The 12891-nt window shown below is 73.8% G+C and carries 11 protein-coding genes; 6 read left to right on the forward strand and 5 right to left on the reverse strand.

Features of this window, described 5'->3' with window-relative positions:
* Positions 1–115: 115 nt before the first annotated feature.
* Positions 116–1720, reverse strand: a complete 1605-nt coding sequence (locus tag GWJ10_RS08210) for an ABC transporter substrate-binding protein (protein WP_144681225.1) — start codon at positions 1718–1720, stop codon at positions 116–118.
* A 100-nt stretch (positions 1721–1820) separates the two neighbouring features.
* On the opposite strand from GWJ10_RS08210, the gene GWJ10_RS08215 reads away from it, so the two are divergent.
* The 6 genes from GWJ10_RS08215 to GWJ10_RS08240 all read left to right on the forward strand — a co-directional run bounded on the left by GWJ10_RS08215 (position 1821) and on the right by GWJ10_RS08240 (position 8880).
* Positions 1821–2576 (forward strand): GntR family transcriptional regulator, encoded by a 756-nt coding sequence (locus GWJ10_RS08215; protein ID WP_163186733.1) that lies wholly within the window; start codon positions 1821–1823, stop codon positions 2574–2576.
* Entirely contained in the window at positions 2573–3640 is a 1068-nt protein-coding gene (locus GWJ10_RS08220) for a Gfo/Idh/MocA family oxidoreductase (protein WP_163186735.1), read from the forward strand. Before GWJ10_RS08215 ends, GWJ10_RS08220 begins: the two co-directional genes overlap by 4 nt.
* The gene (locus GWJ10_RS08225; protein ID WP_163186737.1) at positions 3637–4719 is read left to right on the forward strand and encodes a Gfo/Idh/MocA family oxidoreductase; all 1083 of its coding nucleotides are present in this window, start codon (positions 3637–3639) and stop codon (positions 4717–4719) included. The genes GWJ10_RS08220 and GWJ10_RS08225 overlap by 4 nt, the downstream gene beginning before the upstream one ends.
* Positions 4719–5501, forward strand: coding sequence for a glucosamine-6-phosphate deaminase (nagB, locus tag GWJ10_RS08230; RefSeq protein ID WP_043653555.1), 783 nt, complete (start codon positions 4719–4721; stop codon positions 5499–5501). The genes GWJ10_RS08225 and nagB overlap by 1 nt, the downstream gene beginning before the upstream one ends.
* A gap of 269 nt (positions 5502–5770) precedes the next feature.
* The gene (locus GWJ10_RS08235) at positions 5771–6442 is read left to right on the forward strand and encodes a hypothetical protein (protein WP_076406800.1); all 672 of its coding nucleotides are present in this window, start codon (positions 5771–5773) and stop codon (positions 6440–6442) included.
* 221 nt (positions 6443–6663) lie between these two features.
* Positions 6664–8880 carry a sialidase family protein gene (locus GWJ10_RS08240; RefSeq protein ID WP_163186739.1) on the forward strand — a complete coding sequence of 739 codons (2217 nt, stop codon included), beginning with the start codon at positions 6664–6666 and terminating at the stop codon, positions 8878–8880.
* A gap of 34 nt (positions 8881–8914) precedes the next feature.
* Here the strand turns inward: GWJ10_RS08240 and GWJ10_RS08245 are convergent, their stop codons facing one another.
* The 4 genes from GWJ10_RS08245 to GWJ10_RS08260 all read right to left on the reverse strand — a co-directional run bounded on the left by GWJ10_RS08245 (position 8915) and on the right by GWJ10_RS08260 (position 12863).
* Complete coding sequence (locus GWJ10_RS08245; protein ID WP_163186741.1) at positions 8915–9583, reverse strand: YrhK family protein; 669 nt, start codon at positions 9581–9583, stop codon at positions 8915–8917.
* Positions 9584–9635: 52 nt separating this feature from the next.
* Entirely contained in the window at positions 9636–9920 is a 285-nt protein-coding gene (locus GWJ10_RS08250; protein ID WP_043653548.1) for an SHOCT domain-containing protein, read from the reverse strand.
* A 23-nt stretch (positions 9921–9943) separates the two neighbouring features.
* On the reverse strand, positions 9944–10420 hold the full coding sequence (locus GWJ10_RS08255) for a DUF6325 family protein (protein ID WP_061268853.1): 477 nt from the start codon (positions 10418–10420) through the stop codon (positions 9944–9946).
* Between the two features lie 103 nt (positions 10421–10523).
* Positions 10524–12863 (reverse strand): arylsulfatase, encoded by a 2340-nt coding sequence (locus tag GWJ10_RS08260; protein WP_163186743.1) that lies wholly within the window; start codon positions 12861–12863, stop codon positions 10524–10526.
* Between the last annotated feature and the right edge of the window lie 28 nt (positions 12864–12891).

Raw genomic sequence — 12891 nt, forward strand, 5'->3', positions numbered from 1 at the left:
GTCGGGGGTGCGGTGCATGGTCTGTCCGTTCTGGGTGCCGGGCGGGTACCGGGCCCCTCGCCGGGGCGGGCGAGGGGCCCGGGGTCGGTCGGCGCCGAGGGCTACGCGCCCGCGGCTACTTGACGAGGCCGGCGTCGAGGAACGACAGGCCCGTGATGGGCAGCGGCTTGAAGCCGGAGAGCGTGTCGCCGTCCCACGCGGTCGGCAGCTTGCGGTGCAGCAGCGGGTAGAGCGGCACCTCGGTGGAGATCAGGTCGAACGCCTGGTCCCACAGCTCCTGCTGCTCGTCGCCCGACGTGCGGACGGCGGCGTCGAGGATCGACTGGAGCTCGGCGAACTTCGGGTCGTCGTTCCAGCGGTAGCGCGACTGCGACCACACGTTGTCGCCGTACCACCAGCGCATGAGCAGGTCGGGGTCGTTGCCGAAGACGGACGGGTCGCCGGGCGCCACCATGACCTGCAGGTCGCCGTTGTCGACCTTGGTGTACTGGCCGCCGGACTGGCCGATGTCGAGCGTCGTGTCGACGCCGATCGCGTCGAGGTTCTCCTTGATGAGCGGCGCGATGTCCGCGACCCAGCCGGTGTCGGTGGTGAGGAGCGTGATGGACAGGTCGCTCACGCCGGCCTCGGCGAGCAGCGACTTCGCCTTCTCCGGGTCGTACGAGTAGACGGTCGACGCCTCGTGGTAGTTCGGGTGGCTCTGCGGCAGGAAGCTCGTGGCCGCGGCACCGTTGCCGAGGAGCCCGTTGTCGATGATCTTGTCCATGTCGAGCGCGTAGAAGAACGCCTGGCGCACGCGGACGTCGTCGAACGGCGGCAGGTCGGTGTTGAACATCATGAAGAGCGTGCCGAACGACTGGACCGACTCGACGTCCACGGCGCCCTCGAGCGTCGGGACGTCGATGTAGGGGACGTCCTCGATCGCGCTGACCGTGCCGGAGCTCATCGCGGTGACGCGCGCCGCGGGGTCGGACAGCAGGTTCCACACGAGACCGGCGGCGAGCGCGGGACGACGGCCGTTGTAGTCGTCGAAGCGCTCGAACGTGATCTTGTCGTCGGGCGTCGCCTGGGTCATCTTGAACGGGCCGGTGCCGACGGGCAGGGCGTTGAACGACTCGTAGTCGGACTCCACGAGCGCCTTCGGGACGATCTTGACGACCGACACGCGCTCGGGGACGAGGCTGAACGGGTACTTGAGGTTGATCGAGACCGTGTCCTCGTCGACGGGGGTGACGGACTCGATAAAGTCGATGAAGCCGGCGTAGAGCGACTCGCTCGCCGGGTCGAGGACGCGCGCGAAGCTGAAGACGACGTCGTCGACGGTGACGGGCGTGCCGTCGTGGAAGACCGCGCCCTCGCGGATGTCCACCTCGTAGTGGGTGTCGTCGACCTGCGCCGGGAGGTCGGTGCCGAGCGCCGCGTAGACCTCGCGCGTCGCGGGGTCGAGCTCGGTGAGTCCCTCGAACACGTGCCAGTTCGCGGCTACTGTCACGGCACCGGTGGTGATCATCGGGTCGAAACCACCGGAGAGGGAGTACGAGATGCCCGCCTCGATCACGGCGTCCTGGTCGATCTCGCCCTGGGCGGCGGTGCCCTCGGTCGGGTCGTCCTGCGCGGCGTCGCCACCCGAGCACGCCGCGAGGCCGAGCGCGAGCACGACGCCCGCGGCGACCGCAGCGACTCCCCGGCGACGGGGAGGTGAGCTGACGTGAAGCTTCATTGGTTCTCCTGACATGAGACCGACACTCTTCCGGAGAGAAGATGTCTGATGTCTGACGTTGTGTAGCATGACACTAGGACCAGAAACCGAAGGGGTCAAGATGGCGACACCACGGCGGAGGAGCTTCGCGACGCTCGACGCCTCCAGAGCCGGCAGCACCGGTGCGACCGCACCGCGGCGGACCACCACCGCCGACCGGATCAAGGACTTCATCCTCGGCGAAGGGCTGCGGCCCGGGGACCCGCTCCCCACCGAGGCCGAGCTGTGCGAGCACCTCGGCGTCTCCCGGTCGAGCGTGCGTGAGGCGATCCGCACCCTGTCGACCCTCGACATCGTCGAGGTCCGCCACGGGCACGGCACGTTCGTCGGGAGCATGTCGCTCGACGCGCTCGTCGAGGCGCTCGTCTTCCGCGGCGTCCTGTCCCCGGGCGACGACCTGCGGGCGCTGCGCGACGTCGTCGAGGTGCGCCAGTCCCTCGACCTCGCCATGGCCGAGCGCATCGTCGCGAGCCTCACCGGGACGTCGAACCCCGACCTGCACGCCCTCGTCGACGAGATGGTCGCCGCGGCGTCGCGGGGCCAGTCGTTCCCCACCCAGGACCGGGCCTTCCACACCGGCCTGCTCGCGCGGCTCGACAACTCGCTCGTCGGGCAGCTCGTCGCCGCGTTCTGGGACGTGCACACCGCCGTGATCCCCAAGCTCGGGCTCTCCGTCGCCGCCGACCTCGACCAGACCGCCCGCGCGCACGGCGCGATGCTCGACGCCGCCGAGGCCGGCGACGTCGACGCGTTCCGGGCCGCCGTCGCCTCGCACTACCAGCCGATCGACCGGGCCCTCGGGGTGACGACCGCGTGAGACCCCAGCACCTCCCCCCGGCCGGGCGACCGTCGAGCCGCCGCCCCGTCGGGATCGCCGTCGTGGGCATCGGGGCGTTCGCGCGCGAGCACCTGACGGCCCTCGCGGCGCTCGACGGCGCGGACGTGCGCTGGGTCGTCGGGCACGACCTGGAGCGCACCCGTGCGCTCGCGGCGCTCGTCCCCGGTGCCCGGGCGACGACCGCCCTCGACGAGGCGCTCGCGGACGACGCCGTGCACGCCGTGGACGTCGTCACCGCGACGCCCACGCACGCGCGCGACACGATCGCCGCGGGCGAGGCCGGCAAGCACGTCCAGGTCGAGAAGCCGGCGGCGCTGTCGCTGCCCGAGCTCGACGCGATGGTCGCGGCGACCGACGGCCGGGGCACGACGCTCGTCGTCGGGCAGACCGTGCGCTTCCAGCCCGCCGTGACGGCGCTCGCCGCCGCGGCCCGCCGGGGCGAGATCGGCACCCCGCGGCTCGCGCACATCTCCTGGTACACGGGCCACGCGTGGCCCGCCGGGTGGCGCGGCTGGCAGCTCGACCCGGAGCTCTCGGGCGGGCACCCCGTGCACAACGGCACCCACATCATGGACGCCGCGACGTGGCTGCTCGACGACGAGCCGGTCGAGGTCTTCGCGCGCGGCTTCCGCACGTTCTCGCCCGACATGGAGTCGCCCGACTCGTTCCACGTGCAGCTCCGCACGGCGTCGGGCGCGCTCGCGACGCTCGAGCTCTGCTACGCGCTGCGCCGCCGCGGCGAGCTCGTGCGCCGGGTCGTGCTCGTGGGGACCGAGGGGACGCTCGCGCACTCCACCACCGAGGAGGACGGCCTGCACTCCGACGCCACGACCGCCCCGCCGGTCTCCGTCGAGGGCGCGCTGGGGCTCCAGCTCGCGCACTGGCTCGACGTGGTGCGCGGCGACGCGGCGCCCGTCGTCACCACGCCGCAGGTGCGGGCCGCGCTCGCGACCGCGCTCGCCGCGCAGCGCTCGCTCGTCTCCGGGCGGCGCGAGCGCGTCGCCGACGTCCCTGGCTACGCGACCACGGGGGTGGCCGCATGAGCACCGTCCTGCGCGTCGCGTTCGCGTCGGCCGTGCGCCACGCGGCCGACTACCTGCGCCTCCTCGCCACCGACGACCGCGTCGAGCTCGTCGGCGTCGTCGAGGAGGCGGACGCGCCCGGCTGGGTGCGCGACGACTCGCGCGCCGTCGCCGAGCGCACCGGGATGCCGTACGCCGAGGTGACCGACGTCGCGTCCGTCGCGGAGACCCTGGGCGGCGCGGTGGACCTCGTCGTCGTGTGCGCCGAGCCGACCCGGCACGCCCGCCTCGCCGCCGCGCTGCTGGAGGCGGGCCTCGACGTGCTCGTCGACAAGCCCGTCGCGACGACCCTCGCCGACGCCGACCACCTCGTCGCGCTCGCCGCCCGCACGGGCCGGACGTGCGCCGTCGTGAACCGCACGCACGCGCCCGCGCTGCGCCGCCTGCGCGCGTGGGTCGACGCCGGCCACGTGGGCCTGCCGCGCCACCTGGACCTCGAGTTCCTCGCGTCCGGCGCCCACTTCGCGACGTCGGTCGAGCGCCCGGGCCTCGTCGTGGACCGCGCGCTCTCCGGGGGCGGCGAGCTGCTGAACTTCCTCGGCTACTGCGCCGACGCGGCGCACCACCTCACCGGGCTGCGCACCGTCGAGGTGCACGCGTTCGCGGGGTCGCTGTTCCTGGAGCCGCACCGCGAGGCCGGGGTCGAGGACACGGCGGTCGTCACGCTCGAGCTGGAGCGCGGCGTGACCGCGACGATCACCCTCGGGCGCGTCCCGTTCGCGCCCGGCGGGACGCCCACCACGTCGTCGGTGCGGCTGCTCGGGTCGCACGGCCACGCCGTCGCGGACGACGACGCCCCGGCCGTCGCGCGGTTCGGCGCGGACGGGCGCACGGCGATCGCCGCCGACGCGGGCCAGGTCGCCGCGGCGGCGTACCTGCGGCACGTGGTCGGGGCGGTGCTGGCCGGCGGACGGCCGGACTACGGGATCGAGGAGGCGCGCGCATCGCTCGCCGTGATCGACGCGGCGTACCGCTCGGTCGAGACGGGCGACGTGGTCGCGGTGGAGCACCGGACGGTGCCCGAGGAGGCGAGGGTCTGATGGAGGTCGTGATCGCTCCGGCGGAGCGGTTGGCGGTGCTGGCTGCGGATGCCGTGGAGGCGGTGGTGCGGTCGGGGCCGGGGGCGGTGCTGGGGTTGGCGACGGGGTCGTCGCCGTTGAAGGTGTATGACGAGCTGGTGCGGCGTCATGTGCAGGAGGGGTTGTCGTTCGCGGGGGTGCGGGCGTTCATGCTGGACGAGTACGTGGGGTTGCCGGTCGATCATCCGCAGCGGTACCGCAACGTGATCGAGACGGAGATCGCCTCGCGGGTGGACTTCGCTCCGGGTGCGGTGCAGGGTCCGGACGGCAACGCGGCGGACCTGGTGGCGGCGTGCGCGGCGTACGAGGAGTCGATCGCGGGGGCGGGGGGTGTGGACCTGCAGATCCTGGGGATCGGGACGGACGGGCACATCGCGTTCAACGAGCCGGGGTCGTCGTTGGCGTCGCGGACGCGGATCAAGACGTTGACGGCGCAGACGCGCGAGGACAACGCGCGGTTCTTCGGGGATGACGTGGAGCGGGTGCCGCGGCACTGTCTGACGCAGGGTCTGGCGACGATCATGTCGGCGCGGCACCTGGTGCTGCTGGCCACGGGCAAGGGCAAGGCGGAGGCGGTGCACCAGCTGGTGGAGGGCCCGGTGAGCGCGATGTGGCCCGCGACGATCATGCAGATGCATCCGCACGCCACGGTCCTGGTCGACGACGCGGCGGCCTCGCGCCTGCAGCTCGGCGACTACTACCGCCAGACGTACGCGTCCAAGCCCGACTGGCAGGGCCTCTAGCCCGCCGCCCGGGCGGCTCGACACCGCCCGGACTTCACCCGCTCGAGAACTGGACGCCTGTCCAGTTGGGTGTCTAGGTTGAGGCCCAGCCGATGCCCGCACCACAGCCCCCTGCAGGTGCGGGCATCGGCGACGACGGCGGTGCCGCCTCTCGTGTCCGACACGCCCGTGCCCCTGCTGCTCCGGTCCCGCTGGTCCGCGGGGGTACGGCGGCGCCCGTGGACGACGCCCGCCGAGACCCGACCGACCACGACCCGACGGGAACCACCATGAGCACCTCGACCGGGCGCCGCGCCGCCGGGCGGGCCACCGCCGCCGCCGCTCTCGCCGCCACCGCCGCGCTCCTCGCGGGGCCGGCCCACGCGGCGGAGGGCGACACCTACGTGCCGACCGAGCCGTCGATGCGCCTCACGACCCTCGCGCCCGTGTGCGAGAGCGACGCCGCGTACCTCGACTACGCGATCGAGGTGGAGGGCACGGACCACGACACCGCGACGGTCACGTGGATCAACCCCGACGGCGAGAGCGTCGTGCAGAGCGGGCTCCCGCTCTCGGGCCGCCTCCTGTGGCCCGGTGCGGTCGTCGACGACTCCGGCCGCGGGGTCGACTGGCCCGGCTGGCGCCTCGAGGACGGCCGGTGGGTCGAGGGCGACGAGTACGATTGGGTGCGCCCCTCCGTCGACGTCCGCTTCGAGGTCAACCCCCACGTCGTCGTGACGACCGTCTACCCGCCGGCGTCCCCCGACTGCGCGACGAACCCGCCCGGGCTGGGCGACCCGGCCGGCGTCGTCCCCGTCTCGAGCACGGTCAGCGCCTCCGCGGCGAACCCGGGCCTCGCGGAGACCGGCGTGAGCGCCGCCCTGTACGCCGGGATCGCCGCGGTGCTCGCCGCCGCGGGCACCGCCGTCGTGATCGCGTCCCGCCGGACCCGCCGCGGCTGAGCCGCCGGAGAGCTCCGACCCACCCCGACGCCCGTCGGCCGCGCACCCCGCGCGGCCGGCGGGCGTCGTGCTGTCCGCGCGCCGCCCTTGACCCTGCCGACCCGCCGGGATACCTTCCTGACGTCAGACATCTGACATCATCTGTTCAAGCGTTCTCGGCAGCGTCGCCGCGTTCCCCCGTGACCGTCCGCCCGCGCCGAGCACCGACCGGAAGGAACGGCATGATCGGACACCTCCGCAGACCCGCGCACCGCGCGGTGACCGTCGCCGCGACGCTCGCGCTCGCGGTGGGCGGCGTCGTCGCCCCCGTCACGACGGCGTCGGCCCACCACACGACCCTCGCCCCCGACTTCGACCTCGCGCCCGCCACCGGCGGACCGGGCTCGTACACCGAGCAGCAGCTCGCGACGAACGGCCAGGGCGGCTTCCCCAACTACCGCATCCCCGCGCTCACCGTGGCGCCGAACGGCGACGTCCTCGCCTCGTACGACGGCCGCCCCACCGCGGCCGACTCCCCCGGGCCGAACTCGATCCTCCAGCGCCGCTCCACCGACGACGGCGTCACGTGGGGGCCGCAGGAGGTCGTCGCCGCCGGGAAGACCACCGCGCCGATCGAGGGCTACTCCGACCCGAGCTACGTCGTCGACCGGGAGACGGGGACGATCTTCAACTTCCACGTGAAGTCGTACGACCAGGGCTTCGGCGGGTCCCGGCCGGGCGTCGACCCGACCGCGCGCGACGTCATCCACGCCAACGTCTCCGCCTCCACGGACGACGGCCGCACCTGGACCCACCGCACCATCACCGCCGACGTCACGGCGGACCTCGGGTGGCGCTCGCGCTTCGCCGCGTCGGGCCAGGGCATCCAGCTCCGGTACGGCCCCCACGCGGGACGGCTCGTGCAGCAGTACACGATCATCAACGGGTCCGGGCAGTTCCAGGCCGTGTCCGTCTACTCCGACGACCACGGCGCCACGTGGCAGGTCGGGCAGCCCGTCGGCACGGGCATGGACGAGAACAAGACCGTAGAGCTCTCGGACGGGCGCGTCATGCTCAACTCGCGCGACTCCGCCGGGTCGAAGTACCGCAAGGTCGCGTACTCGACCGACGGCGGCGTGACGTACGGGCCGGTCACCCTCGACACCGAGCTGCCCGACCCGACCAACAACGCGTCGATCGTGCGCGCGTACCCGAACGCGCCCCAGGGGTCGGCCGAGGCGAAGGTGTTGCTCTTCTCGAACGCCGCGTCGCAGACCGGGCGCGTCAACGGCACCGTCCGCGTCAGCTACGACGACGGCGAGACGTGGCCCGTCGCGCGCGTCTTCCAGCCGGGAGGCATGGCGTACTCGACGCTCGCCACGCTCGCGGACGGGACCGTCGGCCTGCTCTACGAGCCGGGCGGCGGCGGGGGCGGCATCCGGTTCGCCAAGCTCGACCACGACTGGCTCCTCGCGGCCCCCAGCAGCACGCCGGGCGAGATCGAGGTCACCGCGGCGAGCGTCACGAGCGCAACCCCGGCCGGCGGCTGGAAGGTCGGCGACGTCGTCACCTACTCGTTCACGGTGACCAACCTGTCCGACGCCGTGACGACCGTCTCGCCGACGGGGAACCTCGAGCGGTTCGACCCCGCGCAGGGCGCGCCGAACTGCCGCTACCGCAACCTCGGGGCGCGCGCGGCGTACACGTGCACGTCCGCCCGGCACACCATCACGCAGGCCGACCTCGACGCGGGCTACTTCGCCCCGCGCACCGCGTGGACGTCGACGTCCGGCACGACCGTCACCACCGTGGAGCACGAGGGTCCCGGCGTGTACTTCGGGGCGCCCGGGAACATCAGCGTGCGCGGGACGCACGCGAACCCGCAGCCGTCGTACGCCGTGGGCGACCGCCTGAGCTTCACGTTCGACGTGCGCAACCTCTCGACGGCCGCGACCCAGGTCGTGCCGACGGGCAACCTCGCCGGGCTCGACCCCGCGAACGCCGCGCAGAACTGCCGGTACCGGAACCTTCCGGCCGAGGGGTCGTACACGTGCACGTTCGCGCACCACGTCGTCACGCAGGCCGACCTCGACCGCGGGTCGTTCACGCCCGCCACGACGTGGACCTCGACCTCCGGGTCGAGCGTGACGGTCGTCGAGCTCGACGGTCCGACGGTCGAGCTCGCCGCCGCCCCGGCCGCGCTCGCCGTCCAGGCGACCAGCCGCTGCCTCGCCGGCAGCGCGTACGTCGCGGTCACGGCGCGCAACACCGGCGACGAGCCCGCCGACGTCACGCTGCGCACGCCGTACGGCGAGCGCACGGTGGCGGGCGTCCAGCCGGGCCGGGCGGCGTACCAGTCGTTCGCGGTCCGCGCGGCGTCGGTCGACGCCGGGAGTGCGAGCGCCGGGACGGCCACGGCGGCCGTGGACGCCGACTACGCGGCGGCCGACTGCTCCTGACCCAGGGAGCGCCCGGCCGGGTGACGCGGGGGCGTCACCCGGCCGGGACGGCGTCGGTGCGGGCGGGAGCACCGGCCGACCGGCGCGAGAGCAGCGCGGCGGCGAGGAAGCAGACGGCGCCGAAGAGCGTCCCGGCGTCGTCCCACCACGCGCTCAGGTACGTGCCCGTGGACGGGTCGACGTACGCCCCGACGGCGGACGCCGCGAAGGCGACGGAACCGATCATGTTCAGCCACGTGCCGTGCCACGTGCGCGCGTCGGCGTCCCACAGGTGGCCCCGGTCGCGCGTCGCGAGGACCGCGAGCGCCGACGACACGAGGAACGCGACCGAGCCGTAGGCGTCCGGCCTCCACCCCACCCACAGCGCGGTCGGGGCCTTCACGGCCGCGACGAGGGCCGCCGTCGTGCTCACGTTGAAGCACAGCGTCCCGACGAGCTGCACGGCCGCGGACCACCAGTCCCAGCGGTCGGCGGGCGGCGTGCCCGTGCGGGGCGGGCGGCGCCCGCTCAGGCCGAGCTGGACGAACGCCGCGGCCGTGAAGAACACCGAGCCGACGACGAACGTCACCCCGGTCGCCACGGCGCCCACCGCGCCCGCGTACGGCGGGAGCGCGCCGACGAGGAAGCACAGCGACCCGGCCGCGAACCCCCAGGCCTCGCGCCGCAGACGACGCCCCGGGTCGGCGGTGCGGGTCCGGGTCATGCTCGTCCTTCCGCCGTGCCGGGCCGGCCCGCGCGACGGCGGACCGGCCGTGTCAGGCGAGGATGCGGGCCTTCTGGGCCTCGAACTCTGCCGGGGTGAGCACGCCCTGGTCTCGGAGCGCGGCGAGCTGCGTGAGCTGCTCGATGCGCGCGTCCGTGGCCGCCGGGGCGGGTGCCGGCGCGGCGTACTGCGGCGGCGGGGCCGCGTACTGCGGCTCCTGCGCCGACTCCTGGGCGGCCCAGCGGCCCGCCTGGCGGCGCGAGACACGGTTCGAGACGGCGGTCGCCGTCCCGGCGACGACGGCGGTGCGGGCGACGCCGCGGAGCAGTCCTGGCACGGTGGTCTCCTTCCTGGCGCCGGTCAGCCGACCGGCTCGGTGGCGTCCAGCGACGCGATGAGCGCCTGGACCGGGATGCGCCCGCTCGCGACGAGCTGGGCACCGTTGCGGCGCAGCGCGGTCGCGAAGGGCGCCGCCCACACGTTCTCGTACACCAGCACGACGGCCGTCATGCCGGGCTCGACGGCGTCCACCGCCTGCGCGAGGTCGTCGTCGTCGAGCAACCCCGACCGCGCGCCCTCGAACACCGCGAGCTCCGTCGACCCGTCGTCGAGCTCCTCGAGCCCGACGGCCGTCACGCCGCCGTCGTCCTCGCGGCGCACGACCACCAGGTCGAGCACGCGGATGATGCCGCGGTCCACGAGGTCGACGAGGTAGGGGAACGCGCGGTCACCCGTCGCGCGGTCGGTGGGGAGCTCGACGACGAGGAAGTCGACGGGCCCGCTCTCCCGGAGGTCGTCGAGCCCTGCACCAGGCCCGTCGCTGAGTTCCTGCGTCATCGTCGCGTCCTCCCCGCGTCCGTCCCGCGCGGCGCACGGGCTCGACCCCCAGGCTGGCCCCCGGGCCCCGTCCCCGTCCTCACCCGGGAAGTGTGAAGTCGCGTCACAGGTACGCGACGTGCATGCCGTCGATGCGCCCGTCGAGCGCGAACGGCATCCGGTCCGCGTACGCGCGCGACACCGCGCCCCCGTACGCGCGCCCGACGTCGAGGCAGTCGTTCGCGGAGAACAGCAGGGGCGCGCTCACGGGCACCGTGCCGGAACTGACCTCCTCGCCGTCCACCCGCAGCACGACGTCGAGCGGGCCGCCCGGCCGCGGCTCGACGTACGTCGTGACGATCTCGACCGTGTGGTCGCCGGCCGCGAGCGGCGCGGCCGACCGCACCACGGTCCGCTGGACGAGGAAGAGGTTGTACTCGTAGGTGAGGACGCCGTCGAGCAGGAAGCAGGTCAGCCCGCCGCCCGCGCCCCCGAGCTTGTAGAGCACGCCGTTCGCGGCGTCGGGGACGGAGAGCCGGATCTCGACCCGGTTCGGGCGGTTGCCCAGCGCCGGCGCGCAGAACTCCGGGATGCGCACGGTGTCCCCCGAGAGGTCCCACGCGGTGTACGGGGGGCTGATCCGGTCCTCGGGGTGCATGACCGGCACCCACAGCCCGCCGCCCACCGGGAGCGCGTCGTTGCGCGCCGCCTCGATCGCGAAGAGCTCCTTGAGCTCGGCGAGCTTCTCGGGGTGCTCCGCGGCGAGGTCGTGCGCCTGGCTCCAGTCCTCGTCGAGGTGGTAGAGCTCCCACCGGTCCTGGTCCGGGGTCCACGTCTGGATCCCGGCCGGCATCCCCTGGACCCACGGCAGGCGTGGGCCGGTCGCCGACGCCATCCAGCCGTCGGAGTAGATCGACCGGCTGCCCATGATCTCGAAGTACTGCGTCCGACGGCGGCCCTCGGCCCCGGCGTCGTCGATCGAGTACGCGAGGCTCGTCCCGTCGATCGGGTCCTGCGGGACGCCGTTCACCGTCTCCGGGTGGGAGATGCCGAGGATCTCGTAGATCGTCGGCACCAGGTCCACGACGTGGTGGAACTGGGTGCGCGGCACGGGGTCGGGCTCGATGTGCCCGGGCCAGCTCACGAACATCGGGTTCCGCGTGCCGCCGAGGTGGGACGCGAGCAGCTTCATGCCCTGGTACGGCGACGACCCGGCCCACGCCCACGCGGCGTGGTACTGGTTGTCCGTCGCGGGGGTGCCGAGCGCGTCGAGGCCCCCGAGCTCCTCCAGGGCTGCGATGTGCTGCTCGACCGTCGAGGGGATGCCGTTCTGGGCGAGCAGCTCGCTGATCGTCCCGTTCTGCCCCTCCCCCGACGAGCCGTTGTCACCCCAGATGTAGACGACGATCGTGTCGTCCGCGTAACCGAGCCGCTCCACCTCGTCGAGCAGGCGCCCGGCCTGCACGTCCGCGTGCTCGCCGAACCCCGCGGCGACCTCCATGAGCCGCGCCTGGAACGCCTTCTGGTCGTCGGGGATGTCGTCCCAGGCGGCGAGGCTCTCCGGGCGCGGGGTGAGCTCCGCGTCGTCGGGCACCCAGCCCGCCGCCTTCGCTCCCGCGAGGGCCCGCTCCCGGTAGGCGTCCCACCCGTCGTCGAACGCGCCGGCGTACCTGTCCGCCCACTCCTTCATGACGTGGTGCGGCCCGTGCAGCGCGCCGGTGGCCCAGTAGACGAAGAACGGCTTGTCCGGCGCGTTCGCCTTGTGGTCGCGCAGCCACCGCATCGCGTCGTCGGCGATGTCCTCGCTGAGGTGGTAGCCCTCCTCCGGGGTCCTCGGCGGCAGGGTCGGGGTCGTGTTGCGCACGAGGTGCGGCTCGTACTGCGACGCCTCGCCCGCGAGGAAGCCGTAGAAGTACTCGAACCCGTACCCGGTGGGCCAGCGGTCGAACGGGCCGGCCGTCGTCGTCTCCTCCGCCGGGGTGTTGTGCCACTTGCCCCACGCGCCGGTCGCGTACCCGTACTGGCGCAGCACCTCCGCGATCGTGGCGCTGCTCTTCGGGATGTGCCCCGAGTAGCCGTCCCAGTCGTTCGCGAGCTCCGCGATCTGGCCGTTGCCCACGCGGTGGTGGTTGCGCCCGGTGAGCAGGGACGCGCGCGTCGGGGAGCACATCGCGGTCGTGTGGAAGCGGTTGTACCCGATGCCGTTCGCGCGCACCCGGTCGAGCGTGGGGGTCCGGACGGCGCCCCCGAGCGTCGTCGGGAGCGCCGGCCCCGCGTCGTCGATGAGGATCACGACGACGTTCGGCGTGCCGGGGGGCAGGTGGCGTTCCGGCGGGCGCGGGGAGTACGTCGACTCCTGGATCGTCCGGCCCGCGACGCTGCCGGAGCGGCGGGGCGGGAACGGCAACGACCGCTCCGTGGGCAGCGGCGGTCCGACGACCGTCCGGCGGGGCTCGGTGCTCATCCACGCTCTCCCGTCTCTCCTGGGCCGT

The sequence above is a fragment of the Cellulosimicrobium sp. SL-1 genome, from assembly GCF_011033075.1.
Taxonomy (GTDB): domain Bacteria; phylum Actinomycetota; class Actinomycetes; order Actinomycetales; family Cellulomonadaceae; genus Cellulosimicrobium; species Cellulosimicrobium funkei.

What these genes read in the sequence shown, in the direction of transcription:
- GWJ10_RS08210 (WP_144681225.1), bottom strand. Translation starts at nt 1,720, where the DNA reads ATGAAGCTTCACGTCAGCTCACCTCCCCGTCGCCGGGGAGTCGCTGCG.
- GWJ10_RS08215 (WP_163186733.1), top strand. Translation starts at nt 1,821, where the DNA reads ATGGCGACACCACGGCGGAGGAGCTTCGCGACGCTCGACGCCTCCAGA.
- GWJ10_RS08225 (WP_163186737.1), top strand. Translation starts at nt 3,637, where the DNA reads ATGAGCACCGTCCTGCGCGTCGCGTTCGCGTCGGCCGTGCGCCACGCG.
- nagB (WP_043653555.1), top strand. Translation starts at nt 4,719, where the DNA reads ATGGAGGTCGTGATCGCTCCGGCGGAGCGGTTGGCGGTGCTGGCTGCG.
- GWJ10_RS08235 (WP_076406800.1), top strand. Translation starts at nt 5,771, where the DNA reads ATGAGCACCTCGACCGGGCGCCGCGCCGCCGGGCGGGCCACCGCCGCC.
- GWJ10_RS08240 (WP_163186739.1), top strand. Translation starts at nt 6,664, where the DNA reads ATGATCGGACACCTCCGCAGACCCGCGCACCGCGCGGTGACCGTCGCC.
- GWJ10_RS08245 (WP_163186741.1), bottom strand. Translation starts at nt 9,583, where the DNA reads ATGACCCGGACCCGCACCGCCGACCCGGGGCGTCGTCTGCGGCGCGAG.
- GWJ10_RS08255 (WP_061268853.1), bottom strand. Translation starts at nt 10,420, where the DNA reads ATGACGCAGGAACTCAGCGACGGGCCTGGTGCAGGGCTCGACGACCTC.
- GWJ10_RS08260 (WP_163186743.1), bottom strand. Translation starts at nt 12,863, where the DNA reads ATGAGCACCGAGCCCCGCCGGACGGTCGTCGGACCGCCGCTGCCCACG.